Source organism: Aestuariivita sp., from assembly GCF_021404545.1.
Lineage (GTDB): Bacteria > Pseudomonadota > Alphaproteobacteria > Rhodobacterales > Rhodobacteraceae > Aestuariivita.
In genome coordinates, this window is sequence record NZ_JAAWWD010000009.1 from 1 (window position 1) to 25,130 (window position 25,130).

Genomic DNA, 25,130 nt, shown 5'->3' on the forward strand with positions numbered 1-25,130 from the left:
CCTGAAACTCCCTAGTATCTTCTTTGATTTTCCCCCCCGTGATCCAATACCATGCGCACAGCACGTGCACGCAGTTCGTCCGGATATCTCTTTCCAAAGTTCTTCTTTTCCATAACCCAGTATCCTTACTTCTGGGTCTCCGGCAAACAAGCGGCGGTTCAGTCATTGTAAGCCGACCAGTTCGTGGTCTTGTGCTTTGTAGGGGCCCAACTGCTCATGCCCTCCAGCTATCATGCTGGATTCGCCGGATGAATCCCTAGCGGGATTTGTGCAACAAAGCCTCTGAAATGGACCAATCAGGCCGCCTGAGAAATACAGTTGCTAGGATTGGCTTAGCAGGGAGAGCGCGATTGCCGCGCCGCTAGTGCTTATATTGAAGCTGTCAATCTGCGACCGTGCCAGATAGGTATTTGTAAGGCGTTCCAAGGTTTCTGGCTCAACCAACTCGGATAACCGATCCGTCCCAAGTTTTTCGCGGGCCTTCTCTTGGAAAACGACCAGCTGTTTGTCGATATCCAACTGGCCAAAGCTGGCGGGAAGGCCGAGTGCCTTCTCCATCATTGTTCGCAGGGGTGGCAGGCCCATAACGGAAAACCACTGTGCGTCCTGGCTGCGTGTACTTTCGGCGATCTCGACCAACTCGCGTTGTGCATATAGCGCAATGCGCATCGTCTCATCTTGATTGCCAACCGCTTGCTCGAATTGTTGGGTCTTATAGCGGTGAATGATCAGTTCGGCGAAATCCGGCAAGATCGTCTGGATCAACTGATTGGGTCCAAACCCGAAGCCGTCGCTGAACTCTCTATAGCGTTCGTCACTGAGCCGGTTTGCCAGTGCATCCCGACTGCCCGTTCCGTCCTCCAAAATGCGCTGAAGGAACGCTTTATTGTTGATATCTTCCGAAAGGCCAAAGGCGCCCAACGCCACCGAGAGCAGGCGCCGGTCGGCAATCAGGGTCTCTGCCGTCAGAACGTTTTGAATGTTCTCACGAAAGTAATCGGTATCTCTCTGCAAAACGACTGATTGATTGAACGCCTCGAACTGATTGTCATAGGTGCGCTGCAAGAATTGCCATCCCGCGATACCGGCGAGCGGAACAACCGGTTGAAAGGTCATCTTGTATGCGCGGCCATCAGCCGCTCCTCGCGTGGCAGCAGACTGCGCAGCGCCTTTAGGCATTGATAATGCCTGTTGTTGACAACAGCTTGGGTCGCCTCAGCGATCGAGGCGCGGCTGTCAGGGTCTGTAAAGACCTGGCTCAACTCCTCAATCCGGCGTAACAGAGTCATACGCGTATCCTCCGCGGCGGCGTCTCCGGTCAGGACCAATTGGGCGGCATAGCACACGCGCTTGACCGGTGTTGTTGCCTCGTCCGGGTGGATCGCATCCCGCAGGCGCAGAATGTTGGCATCCGGTGTGACGATGGAAAGACGGCTGCGGCGGTCGCCGTTTTCAATGACCGCGCCGTTGATCAGCACCCTCTCTTTCGGGCCGAGTTTCAGAACTAGACCTGCCATTCTATGGTTTCCTTGGATTCAGGCCGCGCATGATGGCGGTGTTTATGTCGATGAGGGCCTGGACATCGTCCTTGCGCGCCATGACCTTGCGCGTATGCGTGAAAGTGAACTCGGCAAGATAGAAGATGCGCGCCCGTAGCGGCGCAGGGAGCTGGTTCCCATCGTTCGCCACGTCCGATGCAAGCAGTTGCCAAAGTCGGCGATTGTCGTTGAGCGCCTCCGCGAACGCAGCGAATGCGGTCTCCTTCTGCGCCGCGGCAGTTCTTAGTTTGTAGGTGATCCGCGCGATGACCTCGTATTCGAGGCCTTTTTCGGTGCGGGTTGGCGCGGCCCCGGCCGCGTAGGCGCGCTGCGCCCTCAAAGTCGCATTCACGTGTCCACCTCAATTTCCGATCATGAGCATTGGTGGGCCGGGGCGACATCACGCCCCGGCCGGGTTCATTAACGGAAGAGCTGGAGGAGTGTCTGAGGTGCCTGATTGGCAATCGACAACGCCTGGACGCCCAGCTGCTGCTGTGTCTGCAGAGCCTGAAGGCGGGCGGATGTCGCCTCCATATCGGTGTCGATCAGCGAGCCGATGCCGGATTTCATGGCATCGGTCAGCTTGCTCACGAATTCCTGCTGATCTTCCAGACGCTTGGCCGAGGCACCCAAAGCGGCAGCCCCGTCAATCGCGGTTTGCAGGAACGCTTCGATCTCACCCAGCGCCGTCGCGGCCGTTGCTGTGTCAGTGATCGCTGTCAGGTCAGCTGCCAGATCGATATCCGCCTCGAAGTCCACGGTATCTACTGCGATGGTCGCCGGTGTGGGTGCGGCGGAACCAACACGGTCGAGCGACGAGATCACCGAGACGCTGGTTGCACCATTGCCGTCAACATCGGTTGCCAGCAAGTTGGCGCCGTTGAATTGAGCTGCGGAAATGATCGATCCAACCTGGGCTGCACGCTCGGCCATGTCATTCTGGATCTTTGCAAAATCCACGTTTTCCGAGTTTGCGGAGACGGCGAGTTCTTTCATCTCTTCAAGAACGTTCACAATCTGATCGGCTGCGGCTGAGGCCACGGCCACGGTTGATTCGCCCAATGCAAGCGCATCGGAAACGGCGTTGAAGCCTGCGACATCTGCTTCCATCACCCGGGTGATGGCCCAGATCGCCGATCCCTCTTTCGCTGTCGCGATCTCTTTACCGGTTGAGATCGCGTTTTGCGTATCTGCCAAGTTGGAATTGATGCTCTTGAGCGTTTGCAGCGCGACCATTGCGCTGTTGTTCGTCAGAATACTGGACATAGTAGGTTCCTTGTTTTCAAAAAGGACGCTTTTGCGCCTTGCCTCTCCGCCCTGGACGGGCGGCTCGAAACGTCTTTCTGACGGATGCGTGCGGTTTGTTTTCGCTGTCGCGCCACCCCCCTCGGGATGCAGGGGTAATCTGGCGCCCAAGTGCTAAAGCTTCGCTAAGCCAAGGCCATGCTTTGCACAGCATTTGATTAAAACCTGATTATCAAGCGCGCTTTTCGACGGTCCGCTTGGGATCTGCGGCGATTTCCTGAATGGTGCCGGACCGGTCATAGGTCTGCAAGGATTGCCGAACGCTGCGCATTTCGGCCATGCGGTCCGCAACGGCGCGAATCCCTTCGAGGGCGCTCGCGATCAAGGTTTGATTGCGGGTCAGCTTATCATGTAACGGGGCAAGCGTTGGGGGCGCGAGATCGCTAAGCGCATTTAACTTGTCGATCAACCCCTCTTTGTGGTCGGCAAGCCGATTGATTTCGGCCACATTCCCGGCCAGCAGCGCGCTGCGTTCCGTCTCCAAGAGCGCGTCCAGCGCATCAATCAGATCTTGGGGTGTGTCAGTTGTCATGGGGTCGCTCCTTTAGTGCGTTGAAAATCGTTTCCGCCAGCCCGATACCGCCCGCCCGCGCCATTTCCAGGGCCTGTTCACGGACCAGAAACGAGCTGAATTGCTCTTCGCCCGCGCCGCCGCCGAACCCACTGCGGGTTTCGCCCATCCCAGCCGATTTCAGCATCTCGGCCAGAAAGGTCGCCTCGAGCTCGATGGCTGCGTCGTGCAAGGCCTTGTTGGATCGCTGAGTGGGGGCGTCGGAGATCGCGGGAATGGGATTGAGCTCGGTCATATGGATGCCTCGAATTGAGCGGATTTTTTCGATCATTGCCTCAAAGCGGTAAAGAACCAGTAACCACGCACCGCCATATTGACCGCACTGAGGCAGAACCCCGGAGCAGACATGACTGTGCACCCCAGTGCGATACCGTTGACCGCGCATACCGCATTCATTGATGGGCAGATCTTGGATCAGGTCCTCGCCAGCCCGCCTCTGCGCCCGTTCGATGCTGTTATGGCCAGCCTTATAGGCCAAGAGGCTGAGCAGGAGATGCCCGCTTTGAATTCGGCGGACCCTGTTGAGGGCGCGCAAGGCGAGCACTCTGCGGAGGACACTCCATTATCCAGGGGATCCAAGTTCGCGGTCTCTGAGAAAGCGTCGGATCGTCCGGTATCAGCTTCGCTAGAGATCAATGACCGGGATCCATCGCCGACGGTTCAACCCGCCGAAAAGAAGGAAAACCAGGCGGTGCCGGATCTGACGGCTTCGCTAGCACCGCCTCTGACGCCTCCTGATACCGCGACTGCAGCGGCACATAACCGTTCAACGCAGCTTCAGTTCGGGGACACCGACGTGGTTACCAGCGACACGCCAACAGTGTACTCACTGCCAGAGGCCCTGCGTCATGATCCCCTTCAGCGGCATCGAAATCCAATCCAGGACGCCAATGCCAACCCACTTGAAACAGGTCGTCACAGTCCGGCGAGTGCGACCCCGACAACCTCCCCCATCATAGCTCCTTCTCTGCCGGACGAGGAATCGCTTCGATCGCTGCCGCTTCCGAAGATGCGCGATCCGGAGCGGCCTGGTTCGCACCCCGGACCGGAGTCCGTACCGTTTTTGTCCTTTTCGGAAAGGGAAACACCGGGGGAGCCTCTTCCGCGGATCGCCAGCAACCATGCGCCGCCGCCGGATTGGTCTGCGGCTGAGCAGACCCAGCTGCCTTCGAGGCCTGGCCACATGCGGACTACCGATCTGCCTGCACGAGCAATTCATGACCGTGGTCCACCGTTGCCAGCAAAGCTTGAAGCCCAGACCCATCTCCCCAACACGCAGACCCTGCAAGGGACACCGCACATGGACCCGGTCGCGAAAGCGGCTGGCGCGAAGGCAGCTACCCGGCACCCCCTCGAATTGGCTGTTTCAGTTGCCCCGCCACCTGAATCCGCAATCTCGCCAGGGCCCGGGCGAAACGCGCCGAAGGGTGCAGCGGTCGTCCCGGATCGCTCGGATACATCGCATCTCCGACCAACGATCCCGGCAACGCCTGTCAATTCGCGATCACTCGCAGAGTCTCAAGTCGAAGGGCCGCCGGTTTCATCAGTAACGGTCGGAGAGCCGGTCTTGAGGCGTCAGCCCGAGCCTGTCCCGGCACCGGTTGCGCCACCCCAAGGGTTGGTTCGGCAAACGCTGGTCGACAGCCGATCGGAGGAGGCCAAACCACAGACGGAGGCGGGGATGCGCTCAGCGCCTTGGCCAGAGTCGGTGATTCCCCCGTCTGGGATATTACCAGCGTCTGGATCGACAACTGCACGGGTGCGCGCCAGCGCGGATCGGCCAGACATTGGGCATCTCCCTAGACCGATGGAGCCGCCTGAAGGGCGCGGCCCTGCGTCGACAGCCCCGGATCAACGTGCCTCAATGTCGCGTTCGAACCAAACTCAGTTGCGTGGTTCTGGGCAATCGTCGCCTGCTCAACCCAGTACGGCGGTGCCTCCGGCACCTGCTCCGGGCGCCCCTGAAAGACCCAAGCTGTCCATTCAGGAGAGCGCTTCATACCCTAAAGTGTCTGTCGACAGCGGTCCCGGGATTCGACCCGAGCCTCCAGTGAGCGCTTCTGCGGCCCGCAAGACTGTCGATGGATCGGACATTGTCACTCTGCCGCGTGTCACCCATCTGGACATTTCAAAGGGCGGCCAGCTGGTCCAGGTTCAGACCAAATCTGATTTCGCAGCGGGACAGTCTGCGATGCAGATCCTGTCCGCTCCGGCGCCGACACAGCCTGAGCTGCCACCGAAATCCGATGCGATCACCAGACAGCATGGGGTTCAAGCCAAACCCGACACCAAGGGAGTGCAACCTTCGCTGCTCCAGGGTCACACCAAATCTGATCCCACTGCGGGACAGTCTGCGATGCAGGTCAGGTCTGCTCCGGCGTCGGGCCAGCCTCAGCTGCCGCCGAAATCCGAAACGATCACCAGACAACATGGGGTTCAGGCCAAACCCGACACCAAGGGGGAACAACCTTCGATACAATCCATGCCGCAAAGCGGATCCCGGGCGCATGTCGAACCTGCCGTAGCTCCATCCGCAATAATAGAAACGCCCTCAGACAGAAGGTCAGCGGGTGCCGAACCTAATGTCCCCGCATCATTGCGGCATGCCGTTGCGACGACCTTCACGCCGAAACCGCCTCGATTTGCGGATGCCGAAGTGCCTCTGGAGCGTTTGGCAACAGTCAGGGTGGCTGAGCCTGCGGCTCCTCGCCAGGCAGGAGAGGTCAAAGCGACACCGTCCGCACAAGGAAACGTCGCACCCTCCGCCCATCGGGTGTCCGCTTTCCCGATGACACCGGACAGGACAGCGCCTGGCGACACCACATCAGCCAAAGGCGCGGAGGGGCAGGTCATTCGTCACAGCGACGCTCACCGGCCCGTGCCGTCTCAAACGGCAGGGGCACCGCTGGCCGCCGCAATCGCTGCAGGTCCGCCCAAGCCGGTACAGAGTGTGTCGCGTGTCGAGGAAGAGATTCGCGTGGGCAGCATGACGGGGTCCGATGCTGAAGAAGGGTACGTTTTCGCGCGGTTGGGAGCTGACGGGGTCTCTGCTCCCAGCTCCCCGACTGCGCCTCCACCATCTGCCGCTGCACGTGCTGTCCTGGTCCAGATTGCGCAAGCCATGCCTCAGCCCGGCCAGCAATCGGTCGAGATTACGCTTAACCCCGAAGAGCTTGGGCGCGTTCGCCTGTCGCTTTCCTCAACAGACGGGGTCCTCACCATGACCTTGACCGCAGATCGGGCAGAAACGCTCGACCTGATGCGGCGTCATGCGGCAGAGCTGGGCCAGGAATACCGTGCGTTGGGATACAGCGACATCGATTTTCAGTTCCAGCAGCATGGATCTGACACAGGTCCCTCTGGTCGACACGCAACAGCCGAAAGCGCCGGTCCAGGGCAGCCAGAAGAACTGACCGCAACCATGCCAAACCCCGCTGCCCGACCTGTGCAAACGGGCCTGGATATCCGGATATAGGAGTTCGCAATGACCACCGTTTCCCCCGCTACGGCAGCTGCCAATGCCGCCGCCGCGACCCAATCTCCCGCAGCGTCCAGCGCGGCGGTGCTTTCCTCGGATTTCGAGACGTTCTTGCAGATGCTGACCGCGCAGGCCAAGTATCAGGATCCTCTTGAGCCGGTCAGCTCGTCTGAATATGCCGCGCAACTCGCGCAGTTTTCGATGGTGGAACAGCAGGTGTTCACCAACGATCAACTGGCGCTCTTGGCTGGTGCCATTGGCGGCAACGCAATGACGACCATGGCCAACTGGGTCGGCATGGAGGCGCGGGCTGTTGCCTCGGTCGCGTTCAATGGCCAGCCAATCACAATTGCGCCCAACCCCGCATCTGCGGCCAATCGTGTTGAGATGGTGGTCTACGACGAGTCCGGAACCGAAGTGGCGCGGCGCGAATTACCGGTTTCGGCGGAGAATTACGAGTGGGACGGGCGCGACCAGACCGGCGCGGAGGTAAGCAGCGGTACCTATTCCTTTGCCATTGAGAGTATTGTGGATGGAGAGGTGATCCTGGCCGAACCTGCCGAGGTCTATGCCCGTGTGATCGAGGCTCAGATCGTCGGCGCGGACACGGTGCTGAAACTCCAAGGCGGCACCTATGTCCTGAGTGATCGCGTCACAGCCCTGCGGGAGCCGCCCGCCTAAGACTGGTCCAGATCTTGCACGCGATTGACCACTGGCATAGCGTCGACCGGTCTGACCTGATCACCGGTCCCATCGTGTCTTTGCCAACTCCCCATGCGCTGATTGCCCGCCTTGTCCGCGCGGGCCATATCCGTCAGCCTGACATCGTCCGTGGATTGTCTGGCGGACGGACCAATGCCGTCTGGCGGATCACATGCGGGTCGCGAAACTGGGTTCTCAAGCTTTATGCGTCTGCGGGGCAGACACCGCTTTTTCCCAATGACCCCACAGCCGAACGCATCTGCCTTACACACCTTGCGGGGCAAAGTTTGGCACCAAAACTGTGTGCAGCGGGGGCCTCTGAGTTTGGCCCTTGGGTTCTCTATACCTTTCTGGACGGTTCAATTTGGCGAGAGGGGACTGCCGACGTCGCTCGAGCCCTGCGCGCGCTGCATTCGCAATCCTGCCCAATGGGTTTGCGCCACGCTCCAAACGGCAGCGATGATTTGGAAAGCCAGACCGAAGAAATCCTGGCCCGCTGCGGCGGATCCCAAGCCGACGCGTTGCGCCTGGCGCGGCCCGAGGGAAAGGTCGCACCGACAATCAGCATAGCGCTGCTTCATGGGGACCCGGTCCCTGGCAACCTGGTCCTTTCCGAAACAGGGTTGGCCTTTATCGATTGGCAATGTCCTGCCTTGGGTGATCCTTGCGAGGATCTTGCGATCTTCCTGTCGCCAGCGATGCAACACCTATACCGCGGACATGCTCTTTCGCCGCGAGAGGTTCGGAACTGTCTGCATGCCTATGGTGCGCCTGACGTGACCTCCCGGTACGATGTCTTGCGGCCTTGGTATCATCGGCGGATGGCGGCGTACTGCATCTGGCGGGTTCAGACCGGTGCCACTGAATATGCCGCCGGTCTGGATCTGGAACTGGCCGCGTTGCAGGGGTGCGTCAACAAAGACCAGGTCGTTGACCGATGGGTCGATTAGGGTCGGCCCTCAGCGCAAGGCGGGCTATGCCGACCGGTCCCAAGCAGCGAGAGCCCGCGGTGCCCGGACCGGCAAGCCTCATGGCGCGTCGCGGCAGAGCGCGAAGCCCAGATGCACTGCACGGTCTTCGCGCTGCTCCGGCCCGGAGAAATGATCGGTAAGGCCAAGCCGCCTGGGCGTTGCGACCTCACCGTTAGTCAGTCGCGCGGCGGTGTCACCAACCCGATCCGGACGGCAGGGCGGGTCAGAAAACGATCCAGATAGGCGGCAAGGTTGGCGTGTTGATCCCAGCCAAGTATCTCCTTGGCGCCATAGAAATCAAGCGCGCGCAGCCAGGGCACGATTGCTATATCAGCGATCGAGTAATCGCCCGCGACCCAGTTGCGCCCGTCCATATGCCCGTCGAGGACGGCAAGAAGGCGCTTTGCTTCATTGATGTAGCGTTCCCGGGGACGGGGATCCTCGATCTCGGAGCCCGCGAACTTGTAAAAGAATCCAAGCTGACCGAACATCGGTCCCAAGCCGCCCATCTGAAACATCAGCCATTGAATCACCTGGGCCCGCTCGGCAGCCGTGGTGCCGATCAGCATGCCCGATTTCTCGGCCAGATAGATCAGGATTGCACCGCTTTCAAACAGGCCCACGGCCGTGCCGTCCGGTCCGTTCGGGTCAATGATCGCGGGGATCTTGTTGTTGGGGTTCAGCGAGAGAAACTCAGCACTTTTGACATCCGCATCTGACAGCGTGACCTTATGCGCCTCATACGGCAGCCCCATCTCTTCGAGGGCGATAGAGACCTTTACGCCGTTTGGTGTGGGAAACGAATAAAGCTGAATAACCTTTGGATTTTGGGCAGGCCATTTGCGGCTGATTGGAAACTGATCGAGAGCGGACATGCTGTCCTCCTATGAAGCGGTATTGCTAAACCTAAGACCCTGGCTTGTGAAAAACAGGCTTTGCCATGTTCGGCGATATGCTAACGATTGTGTGACTGCGCACATAAAGAAGGCGCTGTCCAAGGGCCAAGAGAGAGGGACATAGAATGTTTCAGGAATTCAGGACGTTCATTGCCAAGGGCAATGTCATGGATATGGCGGTCGGCATCATCATTGGCGCTGCCTTCACCGCGATCGTGTCATCCATGGTGGCCGATCTGATCAATCCGATCATCGGATTGGTCAGCGGGGGCGTCGACTTTACCAACAATTACGCCGTTCTGGGTGGCGAGGTGCCCGCCGGAGCCAGCCTTGAGGCCGCGCGCGAAGCCGGGGCGTCGGTCTTTGCCTATGGCGCGTTCATCATGGCAGTGATCAATTTTCTGATCATCGCCTGGGTGGTGTTCCTGTTGGTGAAGATGGTCAACCGCATCAAGGATGCGGCCACCGCAGAGGAAGACGCGCCCGCAACCCAGGAGGCGCCCGCAGGCCCAACCGAACTGGAGATCCTCATGGAGATCCGCGACGTGTTACACAAACAAAGCGCGTCCTGAGCATCGGAGACCTGTCACCCGGGCGGGCCTTTTGCGCCCGGCTCAGGTCTTGATCGCCAACTGGGGGGAGACCACATTAATCCCCAGCGCACGACCAACCGCGTAATAGGTCAGCGTTCCGGCATGCACGTTCAGGCCGTTCAACAGATGCGGATCATCTGTACACGCCTGTCGCCAGCCTTTGTCGGCAAGTGCCAGCATGAAGGGCATCGTCGCATTGCCAAGAGCGATGGTCGAGGTTCGCGCCACGGCGCCCGGCATGTTGGCTACACAGTAATGCATGATCCCGTCCACATCATAGATCGGATCGGCATGGGTCGTCGGTTTCGAAGTCTCGAAACATCCACCCTGGTCAATCGCCACATCGACCAATGCCGCGCCCGGTTTCATCTGGGCAAACTGGGCGCGTTTTACCAGTTTGGGTGCCTCGGCGCCGGGGATCAGCACGGCACCGATGACCATATCGGCCTCTCCCAAATGCTCTGCCAGCAACCCCGATGAAGAGTAGCCTGTTCGAAACTGTGCGCCGAATGCATCGTCGAGATACCGCAGGCGCGGCAGCGAGCGATCCAGTACTGTGACTTCTGCACCCATCCCGGCGGCGATGCGGGCGGCATGGGTCCCGACGACCCCGCCACCGATCACCAGAACCCTGGCTGGGCCTACGCCGGGCACACCGCCCATCAAAACGCCGCGCCCACCATTGGCCTTTTGCAATGTCCAGGCCCCCACTTGCGGCGCCAGGCGTCCAGCCACCTCTGACATGGGCGCCAGCAGGGGCAGGCCGCCGCGATCATCCGTGACGGTCTCATATGCGATGGCGGTGCATCCCGATGCCAGCAGATCATGGGTTTGACCCGGGTCCGGCGCAAGGTGGAGATAGGTAAAAAGCAATTGCCCTTCGCGCAGCATCTTGCGCTCGGCAGGTTGTGGCTCCTTGACCTTGACGATCATGTCGGCGGTGGCAAAGACTTCGTCGGCCGTTTCCACGATCCGGGCGCCCGCAGCGGCATAGTCGGCATCGTCAAATCCCGCTCCCGCTCCGGCGCCTGTTTGGATCATCACACCATGGCCATGGGCGACGGCCTCCTGCGCGGCGTTTGGGGTCAATCCGACCCTGAATTCCTGTGGTTTGACTTCTTTCGGGCAGCCGATTTTCATGCGATCTCTCCTCTTCCCTCCGTGCATTATGGGCCATGTCTGGCGCAATGTGCTTGAAATGATACCCCGCGATGAGTGAAATTGGCGAAAGAACCTGCGATGAAATCACCTTCCAACGCAAAGGATGTGCGTCCATGAGCCTTGATGCAATCGACAGGCGGATTCTCTCGGCCTTGCAAGAACGCGGTCGGATGTCGAATGCGGATTTGTCCGAGCAGATAAACCTCTCGCCCTCGGCCTGCCATCGCCGGGTGCAGCGGTTGGAGACCGAGGGATATATCCGCGATTATGTGGCGCTGCTGGACGCCCGCAAGATGGGTGTGCCAACGACGGTGTTTGTCGAGATTACGCTGCAAGGGCAGACGGACGAGGTTCTTGATGCGTTTGAAAAGGCGATCATGCGGATCCCGGATGTTCTGGAATGCCATTTGATGGCCGGTTCGGCGGATTACATCCTCAAGGTGGTGGCTGAAAACACGGACGATTTTGCGCGCATCCACCGCCAGCATCTCGCACGCCTGCCCGGAGTGGCGCAGATGCAATCGTCCTTTGCGCTGCGCACGGTCTTCAAGACGACGGCTCTTCCGGTGTGACGCTGCCTGATTGAGCGCCTGCGGCGCAAGTGTCTCGTCTCGGCCTCCGCCTCCGGCTGCGTCCTCGGTGGGTGCTTGGTGCCCGGTTCTGCCTTATTGCGATTCACCGGGGTCCTGACCGCCGGGGCGCAACCCCCGGCGCCGGTCGGCGCGCGCAGCGCGTCGATACCGGAAGGGGCTTGAAGCTTTGTGGGTTCTGCGAGACGGTCCGTTGCAAGAGGTGCCTATGAGCTGGGATTACATCATCGTCGGGGCGGGCAGTGCCGGCTGCGTTCTGGCCAAACGTCTGGGGGAGGCCGGACACAAGGTGCTCCTGCTCGAAGCCGGTGGCACGGACAGCTATCACTGGGTCCATATTCCGATGGGATATCTCTATTGTATCGGAAACCCGCGCACCGATTGGATGTACCGGACCGAGGCTGAGCCCGGGCTGAACGGTCGATCCCTGCTCTACCCCAGGGGCAAGCTGTTGGGTGGGTGCAGTTCGATCAATGGGATGCTCTATATCCGGGGGCAGGCGGCGGATTATGACGGGTGGCGGCAGTTGGGGCTGACCTGCTGGGGTTGGGACGATGTCCTGCCCTATTTTCTGAAGTCCGAGGATTATGCCGATGGCCCGTCTCAGATGCATGGCATCGGTGGCGAATGGCGCGTGGATCACCAGCGCCTGCACTGGGATCTCTTGGATCATTGGGCCGAGGCGGCGCAAGCCTGGGGTCTCCCGCGCATCGCGGATTTCAACACCGGCACCAATGAAGGTGTCGGGTATTACCGTGTGAACCAGCGCGGGGGCTGGCGGATGAACACCGCAAAGGCGTTTTTGCGTACGGCCAAGGCACCCGGGCTGAAGGTCGAGACGTTTGCCCGGACCCGGCGCGTCCTCATCGAGGGCGGTCGGGCCGTTGGGGTCGAATATCAGCAAGACGGAGTGATCAAGACCGCGCACGCACAGGCAGAGGTGATCCTGTCGGCAGGGGCGATTGGCAGCCCGCAGATCTTGCAGCTGTCCGGGATCGGTCCAGCGGACCTTTTGCAATCCCTTGGAATTGCAGTCGTCCAAAACGCGCCGGATGTGGGGCGGAACCTTCAGGATCATCTGCAGTTGCGCTGCGCGTGGCGGCTCCAAGGGGCGAAGACGCTTAATACTCTGGCCAATTCGTTTTGGGGCAAGGCCAAGATAGCTCTCGAATATGGGCTCAGGCGCAGCGGGCCGATGTCGATGGCACCCTCACAGCTAGGGGCATTCTCGCGGTCCTCCAGCGATGTCGTCACGCCCGATCTGCAATACCACGTGCAGCCTCTATCTCTGGACGCGTTTGGAGAGCCGCTGCACGATTTTCCGGCCATCACGGCCAGTGTTTGCAATCTGCGCCCTCAGAGCCGGGGTGTGGTTGAGATCGCGTCTCCAAATCCGCAGGATGCACCTCGCATCGCGCCCAGATATCTCAGCGATCCGGCAGACAGGCGCATTGCAGCGGCGGCGATCCGTCAGGCGCGCCAGATCATGGCACAGGCACCCATGCAGCGCTATGCCCCTCAAGAGATGCGGCCCGGTCCGGTGGCCGATGATGAGGCGACGCTGGTGAAGGCGGCCGGTGAGATTGGCACAACGATTTTCCATCCCAGCTGCACGGTGCGAATGGGGGCCGATGAGACCGCGCCGCTTGATGCCATGCTCAGGGTGAGGGGCGTTCGCGCTTTGCGCGTGGTCGATGCCAGTGTGATGCCCCGCATCACCAGCGGGAACACCAATGCGCCAACCATCATGATTGCCGAGAAGGCGGCAGATCTGATCCTCGCCACCGGGTGAGGGCAAGGTCTGACAACCGCGCGAGCGGTCCTGTCATGAACCGCTCGCGCGCTATCAGGCGGTCTCGCTTTCGATCTTGTCCTGGGTTTTCGTCTCGAAATCCTCGGCATCGTGCCGTTCGCGCAGCTGCGTGTGCAATTCGCCAAAGGCCCGGTTGACCATCCGTCCCCGGCTGACGGCGGGCCGGGCGTCGATCTCGCGGGCCCAGCGCAGGACGTTCTTGTAGCTCTCTACATCCAGGAACTCGCCCGCGTCATAGAGACGGCCCAGAACCAGCTGACCGTACCATGCCCAGATCGCCATATCGGCAATCGAATACTCTTCGCCCGCCATATACGCGTTCTCGGCCAGGTGCCGGTCGAGCACGTCAAGCTGGCGCTTGGTCTCCATCGCAAAGCGGTTGACCGGGTACTCCCATTTCTCGGGAGCATAGGCATAAAAATGGCCAAACCCGCCACCCAGATAGGGCGCGCTGCCCATCTGCCAGAACAGCCAGTTCATGCATTCCGTGCGCGCGCCGTGGTCGGTTGGCAGGAACGCCCCGAACTTCTCGGCCAGATAGAGCAGGATCGAGCCGCTCTCGAACACGCGCGTTGGCGGTGCCGTGGAATGATCCATCATCGCGGGGATTTTTGAATTCGGATTGGCCGCGACAAAGCCGCTGCCGAACTGATCGCCTTCGCCGATGTTGATCAGCCAGGCATCGTACTCCGCACCCTCATGTCCCAGCGCCAACAGCTCTTCGAGCATCACAGTGACCTTGACCCCATTCGGCGTGGCCAGCGAATAGAGCTGGAGCGGGTGCTTGCCCACTTCGAGATCCTTGTCATGGGTGGCCCCGGCGATGGGGCGGTTGATCGAAGCAAAGCGGCCACCGCTTTCCTGATCCCATGTCCAGACCTTGGGCGGGGTGTAGGTATCGCTCATGTTGTCTTTTCCTTATGCGCTTGGATTGGGGGCAACATAAGGCCTTGGGGGACAATGTGTAGGTGTTCTGCCCAGGCATGGGACGTGCGGGCAGAAAAACGAGACACACATGGCGCTGATGGATCGGTCGGCCCGCACCCGCTGGTCACAGAAAAACCCCCGCAGGCCGGGCCCCGGGGGTCGTTCGTTTTCGTGTCTGCACTGCCGGGTCTGCTCAGAGCATCCCTTCGCGCTGGGCCTTCTTGCGAGCCAGCTTGCGGGCACGCCGAATCGCTTCGGCTTTCTCGCGGGCTTTCTTCTCGCTGGGCTTCTCGAAATGCTGCTTGAGCTTCATTTCGCGGAAGACGCCCTCGCGTTGCAGTTTTTTCTTCAGAGCGCGCAGCGCCTGATCGACATTGTTGTCGCGAACACTAACCTGCATGTGGTTTTCACCACCTTTCTAAGTTGAGTTGCAATGATTTGCAGGAAGTGGCCGTATAGCAAAGCCCCGCTATGTTGTCTAGGGTCCGTCCAAACCCGACAGGAGAGTGCCATGACCGATCCCATCGACCTCAAGACGCGGCTCTTGGATGCCGCGTTGATGCATGTCCCCTTCGACGGCTGGTCCGAGGCCGCGTTTCGTGCCGCTGTGACTGATCTGGGTGGGGAGATGACGGCGGCCCGCGCACTCTGCCCACGTGGTGCGCTGGATCTGGCGGTTGCGTTTCACAAACGCGGTGATGCGATCATGTTGGCGCGGCTGGAAAGCGAGGATCTGTCTGCCTTGCGCTTTCGCGACAGGATTGCCGCGGCTGTCCGGTTCCGGCTGGAAGCTGTGGATGACAAAGAGGCGGTGCGCCGTGGCACCACGCTCTTTTCGCTACCGCATCATGCGCCCGAGGGCGCGCGCCTGATCTGGGAGACCTGCGACGCGATTTGGGCGGCGCTGGGCGACGCCTCAGACGACATCAACTGGTACACAAAGCGTGCCACGCTGTCGGGCGTTTACTCTTCCACCGTGCTCTACTGGCTGGGCGATGACAGTCTGGACCATCAGGCGACCTGGGCGTTTCTGGATCGGCGCATCGACAACGTCATGCAGATCGAAGAGATTAAGGCGAAGGTGCGTAAGTCTCCTGTGTTGTCCAAACTGATGGCGGGCCCCAATTGGCTGGCCAGTCAGGTCAAGGCGCCAAGCCGTACGCCGCCCTCGGATTTGCCGGGCAGCTGGGCCGCGCCGCGCGATTAGGAGCGCAGCAGCACTCCCAGCGCAGGGGGGGATCAGCACCACCTTCAGGTGTATGAGCACCAAGGGGCTGTCCAGACCCAAGCGCCATCCCGATCAGCTCCAGCGCACTGATCACCCCAATCGCCAGATAGACCGACGCCAGGATCTGGCGCGCGTCGTTGGCCGGGCCAGATGTCACATCCAACCCGGGCTGCCCCGTCATCTCACCAACATGGATAGGGTCAGCATCGTCATGGGCATCTCCGGAGTGTCGGCTTTTCGCGGCGCCTTTGCGGTGATACGCAAGCAAAGGGAGAAAAGGATCACAGATATGTCCAACACAATGCGTGCCGTTGAGATTACTAAACCGGGTGGCCCGGATGTCTTGCAAATCACCGAACGTCCGATCCCGGAACCAGCTCATGACCAGGTCGTGATCAAGGTCGCCTGGGCGGGCGTGAACCGACCCGACGCGCTGCAACGTGCGGGTGCCTATGCGCCGCCGCCCGGTGCAAGCGACCTGCCGGGGCTGGAGGCTTCGGGCGAGGTTGTGGCGCTGGGCGCAGGCGTGACGGGCTGGGCCTTGGGCGATCAGGTCTGCGGGCTCCTGCCCGGCGGCGGTTATGCCGAATATGTTGCCACGCCTGCCGCCCATTGCCTGCCCCTGCCCAAGGGCATGTCCCTGAAAGAGGCGGCGTGCTTGCCAGAGACCTATTTCACCGTCTTTTCAAACGTTTTCACCAGGGGCGGCCTCAAGGCTGGCGAGCGGTTCTTGATCCATGGCGGGTCGAGCGGGATCGGAACGACGGCGATCCAACTGGCGAATGTGTTTGGTGCGCGGGTGTTTGCCACCGCCGGATCGGATGAGAAATGCGCGGCCTGTATGGAGCTGGGGGCCGAGCGCGCGATCAACTACCGCGACGAGGATTTCGTCGAGGTGATCCGGGCCGAGGGTGGTGCCGATCTGATCCTCGATATGGTGGGTGGGCCATATATTCCGCGCAATATCAAGGCTCTGGCCGATGACGGGCGGTTGGTGCAGATCGCGTTCCTGCAAGGGCCCAAGGTCGAGGTCAATTTTGCCCAGCTGATGACGCGGCGCCTGACCATGACCGGCAGCACCCTGCGCCCGCAATCGGATCTGGCCAAGGCGCGGATCGCACAGGATCTGCGCGAGGCGGTCTGGCCGCTTCTTGACGCGGGGCGCGTGAAACCGATCATGGATTCCGAGTTTCCGCTGGGTCAGGCCTCGGCCGCGCATGCACGTATGGAAAGCTCGGGTCATATCGGGAAAATCGTGCTCGAAGTTGCGGGTGGCTGAGTATGTGGAACCAGAACGAAGCAAGGGTGGAGAGACATGGCAAAGACGGCGATCATTGAAAAGGCGGGCGGTCCGGAAGAGTTCAAGCTGGTGGACCGAGACGTTGGCGAGCCCGGGCCGGGCGAGCTTCGGATCCGGCACGAGGCCGTGGGGCTCAACTTCATTGATGTTTACCAGCGCACTGGCCTTTATCCACTGGAGTTGCCGCAGGCGCTGGGGATGGAGGCCGCTGGCGTGGTGGAAGCCGTGGGCGCGGGTGTGACGCATCTCAAACCCGGCGACCGCGCGGCCTATGCCGCCATGCCCCCCGGCGCCTATGCGGAAGCGCGGGTAATGCCCGCCGCGCAGGTCTGTCCGGTCCCCGATGGGATTTCGATGGAGACGGCGGCGGCCATGATGCTCAAGGGCATGACGGTCGAGTATCTCTTTCACCGCACGACACCCTTGTCCAAGGGCAATACGGTGCTCTTTCACGCGGCGGCGGGTGGAGTGGGTCTGATTGCCTGCCAATGGGCGCGCTCCGAAGGGATTACCTTGATCGGCACCGCTGGCACGGATGAGAAATGCCAGTTGGCGCTGGATCACGGGGCGACCCATTGCATCAATTACCGCACGCAGGATTTTGCCGCCAAGGTTCGGGAACTCACCGATGGCCAGGGGGTCGATGTGGTGATGGATGCCGTTGGTGCCGACACGTTCGAGGGATCGCTCAACAGCCTCAAGCCACTGGGGATGCTGATCTCGTTCGGCAACGCCTCCGGTCCGGTGCCGCCTTTCAACATCGGTATTTTAGGGGGCAAAGGATCGCTCAAGGTGACGCGCCCGACGCTGTTCACACATATCGCGGATCACGAGGCCTGCCAGGCGATGGCGCAGCATCTGTTCGACAAGGTGCAAAGTGGAGAGGTGTCGATCCGCATCGACCAGCGATTTGCATTGGATGACGTGGCCGAGGCGCACCGGGCGCTGGAGGCACGCAAAACCACCGGGTCCACGATATTGTTGCCATAGGGGCCGTTGCCGTTTGGATCATGTCGCCGCCCCGCATTTTCAGCGGGGCGGTTTCTTTTTGCGCGGCCATCTTGCAATGGGCATGCAATCGAGACATATATGTCTCATGAGAGACAAAGATGTATCAAAGACTGAGATGAATCTGCTGGAAGCTGGATTTGCCGTTCTCAGCCGAAATCCCGGGGCGTCCCTGGCTGATGTTGCGCAGGCGGCCGGCGTCGGACGGGCCACGCTGCACCGGCATTTTTCCAGCCGTAGCGATCTGGTTACGGCCCTGGCGAGACAAGCAATGCGAGAACTGGCCGAGGCCGTGGATACCGCGACCGCTGATGCGGAAAGCTATTGGGACGGGCTGCGGCTGGCAATGCAGGCGGTCGTTCCGTTGGCCCACCGGCACATGTTCCTTATGCGGGATGAGAACCTGAGCCCCGATGTAGAGGCCGCTTTTGCGCAAGATGCCCGAGAGTTGCGCGATACCATCGACGCCGCCAAGGCCGAGGGCGCAATCCGGGCAGATCTGCCCACCGAAGGGGTCGCGCTGGCCTATGATTACCTGATCTATGCCGGTTGGGAAATGGTGCGGCGCGACGAGGCCACACCACGTCAGGCAGCGGATCTGGCCTGGACGATGTTTGCGAAAGGCGCTGCGTTATGACCCCCGATCTTGTGATGGGCCTTGCCACACGAATAGACGAGGCATTCTTGTTGATCGGCGCGGCGATCCTGCTGATCGAGATTGCCGAGGCGCTTTTCAAACGTGACCATGTGGGCCGGACAATCTGGGAGATGGTCGTGAGCGCCTCGACCCAGATCCCGTATCTGTTGGTGGAAACGCTGATCCTGACCGCCGGGTATGGGGTGTACTATATTCTGTCGGAAACTGTGGCGGCCTGGTCGATTCCGATCACCTGGTGGTCGGTCATGCTGGTTCTGCTTCTTGCCGACATCACCTATTACTGGGAGCATCGGATCGCCCATCAGGTGCGGCTGTTATGGACCCAGCATGCGGTGCACCATTCTTCGCGCGATTACAACATTGTCACCGGCGTGCGCTTTGGCCCGCTGGAAGGGGTGTGGTCGCTGGCGGCTCACCTGCCGCTGATCGTACTGGGGTTTGCACCCGAACTGGTGTTTTTTGGGGTGATTGTGGTCCTCGCCTATCAGACCTGGCTGCATACCGAGCTGATCGGCAAACTGGGACCATTGGAGCGGGTGTTGAACACGCCGTCGCATCACCGGGTGCATCACGGGGCCGACGACAAATATCTCGACAGGAACTATGGTGGGATCACCATCATCTGGGATCGCCTGTTCGGGACCTTCCAGGTCGAAGAGGAACCGCCGCGCTATGGGCTGAAGCGGGATTTCAACAGTCGGAACCCGGTTGTGGTCTGGTTCTCCGAATGGCCCGCGCTGATCCGGGATATGGCTGGGGCGCGCAGCTGGGGCGAGGCGTGGGCCTATATGGTCAAACGCCCGGGCTGGCGGCCGAACGGGGCCGAGCACCCGTCCGAAGGATCACCGAACCGGAGTGATTAGCGCATCGCGCATCTGGCAATCGCGCACCACGTCCTGACCGCAAGGCACCGGCGACAGATCACGAGACAGGCAGATGCGCGCTTCCTGGATGTGGCCATCCTTGCAGGTGATGGTGATGCCATCGGGCTCCAATATAGGGTTCTGATCGAGAAAGGCCTCTTCGACCACCGTGGCGGGCAGGCGCACGGTGCGATCCAGGCGGCGAAAGATCTGGGGCCGCGTGACAGCCTCATAGGCCATGCGTGAGAGCGTGAAGTACTCTGCCGCCGACAGGCCCGAACAGACCCCGTGTTTGCGCCATTGATGCCAAGCCAGACCGGCCGTGCCCATGATGTCGGCCATCGATTGGGTCAGCGCGCGCGACGGCGTGCGCTGCCTCGTCGCGCAGAACGACGGCCAGCCGCGATGGTATTGCGGCCAGAGCCCGTGCAGGATCCAGCCGTGATCGTGGCGCGCGTCGCATTGATCGGACCCGCGTGCATCGCCTTCCAGCGCACACCAGTTGGGCGACCAGCTGAGCGCCAGAACATAATAGTCGAAAGCACCTGCTGTCCCCCCGGCGCGCGCACTGTTGGGCGGGGCCGTTATCACGGCGACAAGCATTGCACAGATCCAAAGGCGCATTCTCTCTTCCCTTCCGTCGCGCGGCTGACTATATAGCTGCGAAGTTCCCCGACAATGGAAACCGGTTCTGCCCCGCAGGACAGCCTCTTTCAGGCGACAGGAAAGCTACGTTCAAAGGAGACGCATTATGGCAAAACCGTTGATGGCAAAGGCGACCGCCGTCTGGCTGGTCGACAACACGACCCTCAGCTTCAAGCAGATCGCCGATTTCGTCGAGATGCATGAGCTTGAAATCCAGGGCATCGCCGATGGCGATGTGGCGGCAGGTGTCAAAGGGTTTGACCCGGTGGCCAACAACCAGCTGACCCAGGCAGAGATCGACCGGGCCGAAGCGAACCCGCAGCACAAGCTGCAACTGAAATTCAACCCGGCCTCGGTCGGTGAGGAAAAGCGACGCGGTCCGCGGTATACGCCGCTGTCGAAACGGCAGGACCGCCCAGCCTCGATCCTCTGGCTGGTCAAATTCCACCCCGAACTGACCGATGGTCAGATCTCCAAACTGGTGGGCACCACGAAGCCGACCATTCAGGCCATCCGGGAGCGGACACATTGGAACATCTCCAACATTCAGCCGATCGATCCGGTGGCGCTGGGCCTGTGCAAACAGTCTGAACTGGATGCGGCCGTGCAAAAGGCCGCCGCCAAGAAAGCCCGCGAGGGCGAAGTGATGAGCGATGACGAACGGCGCAAGCTGGTCTCAACCGAGCAAAGCCTCGGCATGGAGGCAGAACCGAAGATTCCCACCGCAATCGAAGGGCTGGAGACCTTTACTCTGGGCAGTGTGACCGATGACGAGGACGAGCCCGAGCCCGGTGCCGCAATTGCGGATGCCGAAAGCCTCTTTAACCTGCCCAAAGGGGATGGCGAGGACGAGGATGAGGACGACAAGTTGTAATCGGGCTCAGATGTGGTGAACAGTCCCCGGCCTGTATGCGCAGTGCCGGGGTTTTTGTTGGCGCGCGCCACGTTGCCGGATGGCCCGTGCAAAGACCATCGCGGTGCTACATCTGCCGATTTGCAATTACACAGGCCCCCGGCACCGCGCCCGGTCAGAGCTCCTTGCGTGCCCGCAGGGCAGCGGTGATTGTCCCGTCATCAAGGTAATCGAGCTCTCCGCCGATAGGCACGCCTTGCGCGAGGGAAGTCAGGCGACAGCGCCCGCCCAGTTGATCGGCGATGTAGTGGGCGGTTGTCTGGCCGTCGATTGTTGCGTTCAGAGCCAGGATCACCTCAGAGATCTCTTCGGTGTCGACACGGTCGACAAGGCGCGGAATGCGCAGATCCTCCGGCCCCACGGCATCGAGCGCCGAGAGCGTGCCGCCCAGTACATGATAGCGCCCCTTAAAGACAGCCGCCCGCTCCATCGCCCAAAGGTCGGCGACATCCTCAACCACGCACAGCTCTCCGGTAGCACGTTTATCGTCATTGCAGATATCGCAGATATCCGCGGTTCCGATGTTGCCGCAGTTCAAACACTCGCGCGCCGTAGCTGCAACCGTCTGCATCAGATCCGCCAGCGGGGTCAGCAAGAGCGCACGCTTGCGGATCAGATGGAGTACCGCACGACGGGCCGAGCGCGGCCCCAAACCGGGAAGCTTGGCCATCAGCTCGATCAGGGCGTCGATGTCGGTATTGCTACTCATGGCGGATGGGATGCCTGACGTTTTCTGTTTGCGCGGACCGCAGGCTCTCACGGAACACCCAAGCCTCCGGGTAACTTCCGTGCGGTCAGAAGGGCAGTTTCATGTCCTTTGGCAAGCCCAGACCCTCGGTCAGTTTGCCCATCTCGTCCTGCGCCTTCTGGGCTGCCTTGGCCTGCGCGTCCTTGATCGCGGCAAGGATCAGGTCTTCTACGACCTCCTTGTCATCGCCATTGAAAATCGACGGATCGATATCCAGCGCCTTGAGGTCGCCCTTGGCCGACGCGGTCGCCTTGACCAGACCGGCGCCTGCTTCGCCGGTGACCATAACGTTGTTCAGCTCGTCCTGCATCTCGGCCATCTTGGTCTGCATTTCCTGAGCTTTTTTCATCATCCCGGCCATGTCGCCGAGACCGCCAAGTCCTTTGAGCATCCTGTCTCTCCTGAGTATGGGTTGATATCGTAGATACGGGGCGCCGTGCCTTGGCACAAGGGGCAGGCTCAGACGACACGCACCTGTATCAGACCGTCCGCATCGGTGGCTGAGCAGCAGATACTCGAAAGCGTCCGCGGCTCGTCATAGGGCCAGGGACGTCCCCGGTGCAGCATGGCTCGCTCGTCCCAGATCAGCACATCGCCTGCGCGCCATTTGTGGGTATAGACATTGTCGGGGCGGGTACAGATTGCGGTCGCAGCGTCAAGCACCTCCTGGCCTTGCTCAAGGCCCATCCCTTCGATGGCAAAGGCGTGCGAGGCGATGTAAAGCGCCTCCTCCCCGGTCGCGGGGTTGGTCCAGATCGCCCGCCAGGGCCGGTCCGGCCAGCGGTTCATCACCGGCAGCGCGGCCAGCTCAGCCGAGATTTTGGACCGGGAATGCGAAAGCCTGTGCCACAGGATCGCATTTTTCAGCCGGGTGCGCAGCCCCGCGGGCAAGTCGGCCCAGCCGGTCCGGGTAGAAGCCAGTTCGGTCTCTCCGCTCGAAGAGGGTAGCACGCGCGCCACCAGGATGTTAACCAGAGCGGGCACAGGCAAAAACGTGCTGTCGGTATGCCAAAGCATGTTGCCTTGAAGGTTCATCACCTCAAGACTGTCAGCGGCGCAGACGCCATCGCCGGTCTCGTTCGACACCACGGGGATCTAAAACGGGACATCGCGGTCTGCCGACATCGCGTCGCGGTTCTCCAGCGGACCAAAGAGACGGGCGATCCGTTCATGGCTTTCGGGATCCAGAGACTGGTTGCGAAACAAAAGCGCGGAGTGGCTGTCAAACGCGGCGCGAATATCGGGGAAAAGATGTTCTGCGGTGACCTCGCGCAGATCGACACCCTCCACATGCAGGCCAAACCGGGGGTGGAGGGGATGTGTTTTCATCTCGGGTCTCTCAGTGCCACGGCTCAGTCCTCCTCAAACGGATCCCATTCATCCTCGACCTCCGGCAGGGCGTCGGTCTGGGCCGCGGCAGCGATTTCTTCGGGGGTGCGGATGTCGGTGATCCGGGCCTTGGGAAAGGCGGCGAGAACAGCCTGAACCATCGGATGGGCGCTGGCCTCTTCCTCGCGCGCATATCTCTCGGCGTTCCGCAGCTCATCAATCGTCTTGCCACCACCTTCGGACACGATGGAGACCGCCCACCGATTGCCGGTCCAGTTCTGCAGACGTTGCCCGAGACGCTGGGCCAGATCCGTCGGAGCGCTATCGGAAGGTTCAAACTCAATCCGGCCGGGCTGATACCGCGCGAGCCGTATGCCGGTCTCAACGTCCACCAAGAGCTTGCCGTCGCGATTGGCCCGGATCAGTTCGACAACATGTTCGAACGTGGGGAATCGTGCGAGGGCGGCGTCGGCATCGCGCGCCAGAGCGGTGGTATGGCCGGAAGCAGAGGGGGTGCTGGTCATGCGGGTCTGGGCGCCTTGCGCCAGGGCCTGGGTGCCGGACATGCGGGGCGTGCCTGCCGCGCTGCCACCGCCGCCGGGTCCGGCAGGGGGCGGTGCATCCTGCAATTTGCGCACCAGCTCTTCTGGAGAGGGCAGGTCGGCCACATGGGTCAGCCGGATGATCGCCATTTCGGCAGCCATCATGGCGTTGGGCGCGGCGGCGACTTCCTCCAGCGCTTTGAGAAGCATCTGCCACATCCGCGTGAGCACTCGCATCGGCAGGGCTTCGGCCATCTGAGAACCTCGGGCGCGCTCATCGGGGCTGACGGTGGGATCCTCTGCAGCATCCGGGGTGATCTTGACGACAGAAATCCAGTGCGTGATCTCGGCCAGATCGCGCAGCACTGCCATCGGATCGGCGCCATCGGCATATTGCGCGCCCAACTCTCCGAGCGCGGCTGCGGCATCGCCACGCAGGATCATGTCCATCAGGTCCAGCACCCGGCCCCGGTCAGCCAGACCCAGCATCGCACGCACCTGATCGGCGGTGGTCTCTCCGGCACCGTGGCTGATCGCCTGATCGAGCAGCGAGGTCGCATCCCGTGCCGAACCTTCGGCGGCCCGCGTGATCAGGGCCAGCGCATCGTCGGTGATCTGCGCACCTTCGGCCTGCGCGATCCGGTTCAACATGCCGATCATGTCCTCAGGCTCGATCCGGCGCAGATCAAAGCGCTGGCATCGGCTCAGCACCGTAACCGGAACTTTGCGAATCTCGGTGGTTGCGAAGATGAATTTCACATGGGCGGGCGGCTCTTCCAGCGTCTTCAAAAGCGCGTTGAACGCGCTGTTGGACAGCATATGCACCTCGTCGATGATATAGATCTTATAGCGGGCCGAAGCCGCGCGATAGGCGACGCTGTCGATGATTTCGCGGATATCGCCCACGCCGGTGCGCGAGGCGGCATCCATCTCCATCACATCGACATGGCGGCCTTCCATGATCGCAACGCAATGTTCGCACTGCCCGCAAGGATCGGTGGTCGGGTTGCCGGTGCCGTCCGGGCCAATGCAGTTCATGCCCTTGGCGATGATCCGCGCGGTCGTGGTTTTGCCGGTGCCGCGAATACCTGTCATGATGAAGGCCTGTGCGATCCGGTCCGCTTCGAACGCGTTCTTCAACGTGCGCACCATCGCGTCCTGGCCGACGAGATCGGCAAAGGTCTCAGGCCGATATTTGCGCGCAAGAACCTTATAGCCTGTCTGTTCGCTGTCGCTCATGGTGTCTCCAGGATTCGGCTGAGACCGCAGGTTAGGCCAGCGGGCAGGGGCGGTCCAGCGGTCATGGGGAACTCAGGCCTGAAGGCGTGTGGAGGGCGTCGCTGACCACAGC

The 25,130-nt window shown here is 61.1% G+C and carries 26 protein-coding genes and 2 pseudogenes; 13 read left to right on the top strand and 15 right to left on the bottom strand.

The annotated features are described in order from the left end of the window. Positions 1–321: 321 nt before the first annotated feature. The 6 genes from HEP69_RS05630 to HEP69_RS05655 all read right to left on the bottom strand — a co-directional run bounded on the left by HEP69_RS05630 (position 322) and on the right by HEP69_RS05655 (position 3,649). Positions 322–1,179: a DUF1217 domain-containing protein gene (locus HEP69_RS05630; RefSeq protein WP_290557583.1), complete on the bottom strand. Its 858-nt coding sequence runs from the start codon at positions 1,177–1,179 to the stop codon at positions 322–324. Next, positions 1,113–1,517, bottom strand: coding sequence for a flagellar biosynthesis repressor FlbT (flbT, locus tag HEP69_RS05635; protein WP_290557584.1), 405 nt, complete (start codon positions 1,515–1,517; stop codon positions 1,113–1,115). Before flbT ends, HEP69_RS05630 begins: the two co-directional genes overlap by 67 nt. A 1-nt stretch (position 1,518) precedes the next feature. After that, positions 1,519–1,890: a flagellar biosynthesis regulator FlaF gene (gene flaF, locus HEP69_RS05640; RefSeq protein ID WP_290557585.1), complete on the bottom strand. Its 372-nt coding sequence runs from the start codon at positions 1,888–1,890 to the stop codon at positions 1,519–1,521. A 68-nt stretch (positions 1,891–1,958) separates the two neighbouring features. Continuing rightward, entirely contained in the window at positions 1,959–2,804 is an 846-nt protein-coding gene (locus HEP69_RS05645; protein ID WP_290557586.1) for a flagellin, read from the bottom strand. A gap of 211 nt (positions 2,805–3,015) precedes the next feature. Further along, positions 3,016–3,375 carry a flagellar biosynthesis protein FlgN gene (locus HEP69_RS05650; RefSeq protein WP_290557587.1) on the bottom strand — a complete coding sequence of 120 codons (360 nt, stop codon included), beginning with the start codon at positions 3,373–3,375 and terminating at the stop codon, positions 3,016–3,018. Continuing rightward, positions 3,365–3,649: a rod-binding protein gene (locus HEP69_RS05655; RefSeq protein ID WP_290557588.1), complete on the bottom strand. Its 285-nt coding sequence runs from the start codon at positions 3,647–3,649 to the stop codon at positions 3,365–3,367. Before HEP69_RS05655 ends, HEP69_RS05650 begins: the two co-directional genes overlap by 11 nt. A gap of 2,886 nt (positions 3,650–6,535) precedes the next feature. Between HEP69_RS05655 and HEP69_RS05660 the strand changes: the two genes are divergently transcribed. From HEP69_RS05660 to HEP69_RS05675, 4 genes and pseudogenes are all read left to right on the top strand, one after another. Continuing rightward, positions 6,536–6,889 carry a flagellar hook-length control protein FliK gene (locus HEP69_RS05660; RefSeq protein WP_290557589.1) on the top strand — a complete coding sequence of 118 codons (354 nt, stop codon included), beginning with the start codon at positions 6,536–6,538 and terminating at the stop codon, positions 6,887–6,889. Between the two features lie 9 nt (positions 6,890–6,898). Further along, positions 6,899–7,573 carry a flagellar hook capping FlgD N-terminal domain-containing protein gene (locus HEP69_RS05665; protein WP_290557590.1) on the top strand — a complete coding sequence of 225 codons (675 nt, stop codon included), beginning with the start codon at positions 6,899–6,901 and terminating at the stop codon, positions 7,571–7,573. A 74-nt stretch (positions 7,574–7,647) separates the two neighbouring features. Beyond that, positions 7,648–8,325: pseudogene (locus HEP69_RS05670) on the top strand (aminoglycoside phosphotransferase family protein); the annotation flags it as partial. A 45-nt stretch (positions 8,326–8,370) separates the two neighbouring features. Beyond that, positions 8,371–8,544, top strand: coding sequence for a hypothetical protein (locus HEP69_RS05675; protein WP_290557659.1), 174 nt, complete (start codon positions 8,371–8,373; stop codon positions 8,542–8,544). Positions 8,545–8,741: 197 nt separating this feature from the next. Here the strand turns inward: HEP69_RS05675 and HEP69_RS05680 are convergent, their stop codons facing one another. Then, entirely contained in the window at positions 8,742–9,440 is a 699-nt protein-coding gene (locus HEP69_RS05680) for a glutathione S-transferase N-terminal domain-containing protein (protein WP_290557591.1), read from the bottom strand. A 146-nt stretch (positions 9,441–9,586) separates the two neighbouring features. Between HEP69_RS05680 and mscL the strand changes: the two genes are divergently transcribed. Next, on the top strand, positions 9,587–10,033 hold the full coding sequence (gene mscL / locus HEP69_RS05685) for a large conductance mechanosensitive channel protein MscL (RefSeq protein WP_290557592.1): 447 nt from the start codon (positions 9,587–9,589) through the stop codon (positions 10,031–10,033). Between the two features lie 42 nt (positions 10,034–10,075). On the opposite strand, the gene ald is transcribed toward mscL, so the two are convergent. Continuing rightward, complete coding sequence (gene ald / locus HEP69_RS05690) at positions 10,076–11,194, bottom strand: alanine dehydrogenase (protein ID WP_290557593.1); 1,119 nt, start codon at positions 11,192–11,194, stop codon at positions 10,076–10,078. Positions 11,195–11,328: 134 nt separating this feature from the next. Between ald and HEP69_RS05695 the strand changes: the two genes are divergently transcribed. Both HEP69_RS05695 and HEP69_RS05700 read left to right on the top strand, forming a co-directional pair. Next, positions 11,329–11,787, top strand: a complete 459-nt coding sequence (locus tag HEP69_RS05695) for an Lrp/AsnC family transcriptional regulator (RefSeq protein WP_290557594.1) — start codon at positions 11,329–11,331, stop codon at positions 11,785–11,787. A 226-nt stretch (positions 11,788–12,013) separates the two neighbouring features. Beyond that, positions 12,014–13,597 carry a GMC family oxidoreductase N-terminal domain-containing protein gene (locus tag HEP69_RS05700; protein ID WP_290557595.1) on the top strand — a complete coding sequence of 528 codons (1,584 nt, stop codon included), beginning with the start codon at positions 12,014–12,016 and terminating at the stop codon, positions 13,595–13,597. Between the two features lie 54 nt (positions 13,598–13,651). Here HEP69_RS05700 and yghU read toward each other — a convergent pair whose 3' ends face one another. Together yghU and rpsU are read right to left on the bottom strand one after the other, a co-directional pair. Further along, the gene (yghU, locus tag HEP69_RS05705) at positions 13,652–14,524 is read right to left on the bottom strand and encodes a glutathione-dependent disulfide-bond oxidoreductase (protein WP_290557596.1); all 873 of its coding nucleotides are present in this window, start codon (positions 14,522–14,524) and stop codon (positions 13,652–13,654) included. Positions 14,525–14,738: 214 nt separating this feature from the next. Then, positions 14,739–14,945 (bottom strand): 30S ribosomal protein S21, encoded by a 207-nt coding sequence (gene rpsU / locus HEP69_RS05710; RefSeq protein WP_008207378.1) that lies wholly within the window; start codon positions 14,943–14,945, stop codon positions 14,739–14,741. A gap of 111 nt (positions 14,946–15,056) precedes the next feature. Here rpsU and HEP69_RS05715 point away from each other — a divergent pair, with 111 nt between their 5' ends. The 5 genes from HEP69_RS05715 (at position 15,057) to HEP69_RS05735 (ending at position 19,602) form a co-directional block, all read left to right on the top strand. After that, the gene (locus HEP69_RS05715) at positions 15,057–15,752 is read left to right on the top strand and encodes a COQ9 family protein (protein WP_290557600.1); all 696 of its coding nucleotides are present in this window, start codon (positions 15,057–15,059) and stop codon (positions 15,750–15,752) included. Between the two features lie 310 nt (positions 15,753–16,062). Then, positions 16,063–17,052 carry an NAD(P)H-quinone oxidoreductase gene (locus HEP69_RS05720; protein WP_290557601.1) on the top strand — a complete coding sequence of 330 codons (990 nt, stop codon included), beginning with the start codon at positions 16,063–16,065 and terminating at the stop codon, positions 17,050–17,052. A 36-nt stretch (positions 17,053–17,088) separates the two neighbouring features. Beyond that, positions 17,089–18,063, top strand: a complete 975-nt coding sequence (locus HEP69_RS05725; protein ID WP_290557602.1) for a quinone oxidoreductase — start codon at positions 17,089–17,091, stop codon at positions 18,061–18,063. Positions 18,064–18,199: 136 nt separating this feature from the next. Then, entirely contained in the window at positions 18,200–18,718 is a 519-nt protein-coding gene (locus HEP69_RS05730) for a TetR/AcrR family transcriptional regulator (RefSeq protein WP_290557603.1), read from the top strand. Further along, positions 18,715–19,602, top strand: coding sequence for a sterol desaturase family protein (locus tag HEP69_RS05735; protein WP_290557604.1), 888 nt, complete (start codon positions 18,715–18,717; stop codon positions 19,600–19,602). Before HEP69_RS05730 ends, HEP69_RS05735 begins: the two co-directional genes overlap by 4 nt. Here HEP69_RS05735 and HEP69_RS05740 read toward each other — a convergent pair. Next, a complete protein-coding gene (locus HEP69_RS05740; protein WP_290557605.1) occupies positions 19,582–20,226 on the bottom strand; it encodes a ribonuclease T2 in 645 nt (214 codons plus the stop codon). The genes HEP69_RS05735 and HEP69_RS05740 overlap by 21 nt on opposite strands. A 127-nt stretch (positions 20,227–20,353) precedes the next feature. Here HEP69_RS05740 and HEP69_RS05745 point away from each other — a divergent pair, with 127 nt between their 5' ends. Then, the gene (locus HEP69_RS05745; protein WP_290557606.1) at positions 20,354–21,121 is read left to right on the top strand and encodes a DUF1013 domain-containing protein; all 768 of its coding nucleotides are present in this window, start codon (positions 20,354–20,356) and stop codon (positions 21,119–21,121) included. Positions 21,122–21,275: 154 nt separating this feature from the next. Here the strand turns inward: HEP69_RS05745 and recR are convergent, their stop codons facing one another. From recR to HEP69_RS05765, 4 genes and pseudogenes are all read right to left on the bottom strand, one after another. Next, entirely contained in the window at positions 21,276–21,869 is a 594-nt protein-coding gene (gene recR / locus HEP69_RS05750; RefSeq protein ID WP_290557607.1) for a recombination mediator RecR, read from the bottom strand. Between the two features lie 85 nt (positions 21,870–21,954). Then, entirely contained in the window at positions 21,955–22,299 is a 345-nt protein-coding gene (locus tag HEP69_RS05755; protein ID WP_290557608.1) for a YbaB/EbfC family nucleoid-associated protein, read from the bottom strand. 68 nt (positions 22,300–22,367) lie between these two features. Further along, a pseudogene (locus HEP69_RS05760) lies at positions 22,368–23,237 on the bottom strand (TauD/TfdA family dioxygenase). A gap of 23 nt (positions 23,238–23,260) precedes the next feature. Then, a complete protein-coding gene (locus HEP69_RS05765) occupies positions 23,261–25,018 on the bottom strand; it encodes a DNA polymerase III subunit gamma/tau (RefSeq protein WP_290557609.1) in 1,758 nt (585 codons plus the stop codon). Between the last annotated feature and the right edge of the window lie 112 nt (positions 25,019–25,130).

Excerpts from the sequence above, each read along its gene's own strand:
- HEP69_RS05630 (WP_290557583.1), bottom strand. The coding sequence starts at position 1,179 with ATGCCTAAAGGCGCTGCGCAGTCTGCTGCCACGCGAGGAGCGGCTGAT.
- HEP69_RS05695 (WP_290557594.1), top strand. The coding sequence starts at position 11,329 with ATGAGCCTTGATGCAATCGACAGGCGGATTCTCTCGGCCTTGCAAGAA.
- HEP69_RS05755 (WP_290557608.1), bottom strand. The coding sequence starts at position 22,299 with ATGCTCAAAGGACTTGGCGGTCTCGGCGACATGGCCGGGATGATGAAA.
- HEP69_RS05715 (WP_290557600.1), top strand. The coding sequence starts at position 15,057 with ATGACCGATCCCATCGACCTCAAGACGCGGCTCTTGGATGCCGCGTTG.
- HEP69_RS05720 (WP_290557601.1), top strand. The coding sequence starts at position 16,063 with ATGTCCAACACAATGCGTGCCGTTGAGATTACTAAACCGGGTGGCCCG.
- HEP69_RS05735 (WP_290557604.1), top strand. The coding sequence starts at position 18,715 with ATGACCCCCGATCTTGTGATGGGCCTTGCCACACGAATAGACGAGGCA.
- HEP69_RS05680 (WP_290557591.1), bottom strand. The coding sequence starts at position 9,440 with ATGTCCGCTCTCGATCAGTTTCCAATCAGCCGCAAATGGCCTGCCCAA.
- HEP69_RS05645 (WP_290557586.1), bottom strand. The coding sequence starts at position 2,804 with ATGTCCAGTATTCTGACGAACAACAGCGCAATGGTCGCGCTGCAAACG.
- HEP69_RS05725 (WP_290557602.1), top strand. The coding sequence starts at position 17,089 with ATGGCAAAGACGGCGATCATTGAAAAGGCGGGCGGTCCGGAAGAGTTC.
- HEP69_RS05700 (WP_290557595.1), top strand. The coding sequence starts at position 12,014 with ATGAGCTGGGATTACATCATCGTCGGGGCGGGCAGTGCCGGCTGCGTT.
- HEP69_RS05740 (WP_290557605.1), bottom strand. The coding sequence starts at position 20,226 with ATGCGCCTTTGGATCTGTGCAATGCTTGTCGCCGTGATAACGGCCCCG.
- HEP69_RS05745 (WP_290557606.1), top strand. The coding sequence starts at position 20,354 with ATGGCAAAACCGTTGATGGCAAAGGCGACCGCCGTCTGGCTGGTCGAC.
- HEP69_RS05660 (WP_290557589.1), top strand. The coding sequence starts at position 6,536 with ATGCCTCAGCCCGGCCAGCAATCGGTCGAGATTACGCTTAACCCCGAA.
- flbT (WP_290557584.1), bottom strand. The coding sequence starts at position 1,517 with ATGGCAGGTCTAGTTCTGAAACTCGGCCCGAAAGAGAGGGTGCTGATC.
- yghU (WP_290557596.1), bottom strand. The coding sequence starts at position 14,524 with ATGAGCGATACCTACACCCCGCCCAAGGTCTGGACATGGGATCAGGAA.
- HEP69_RS05650 (WP_290557587.1), bottom strand. The coding sequence starts at position 3,375 with ATGACAACTGACACACCCCAAGATCTGATTGATGCGCTGGACGCGCTC.
- HEP69_RS05765 (WP_290557609.1), bottom strand. The coding sequence starts at position 25,018 with ATGAGCGACAGCGAACAGACAGGCTATAAGGTTCTTGCGCGCAAATAT.
- mscL (WP_290557592.1), top strand. The coding sequence starts at position 9,587 with ATGTTTCAGGAATTCAGGACGTTCATTGCCAAGGGCAATGTCATGGAT.
- recR (WP_290557607.1), bottom strand. The coding sequence starts at position 21,869 with ATGAGTAGCAATACCGACATCGACGCCCTGATCGAGCTGATGGCCAAG.
- HEP69_RS05665 (WP_290557590.1), top strand. The coding sequence starts at position 6,899 with ATGACCACCGTTTCCCCCGCTACGGCAGCTGCCAATGCCGCCGCCGCG.
- rpsU (WP_008207378.1), bottom strand. The coding sequence starts at position 14,945 with ATGCAGGTTAGTGTTCGCGACAACAATGTCGATCAGGCGCTGCGCGCT.
- HEP69_RS05730 (WP_290557603.1), top strand. The coding sequence starts at position 18,200 with ATGAATCTGCTGGAAGCTGGATTTGCCGTTCTCAGCCGAAATCCCGGG.
- ald (WP_290557593.1), bottom strand. The coding sequence starts at position 11,194 with ATGAAAATCGGCTGCCCGAAAGAAGTCAAACCACAGGAATTCAGGGTC.
- HEP69_RS05655 (WP_290557588.1), bottom strand. The coding sequence starts at position 3,649 with ATGACCGAGCTCAATCCCATTCCCGCGATCTCCGACGCCCCCACTCAG.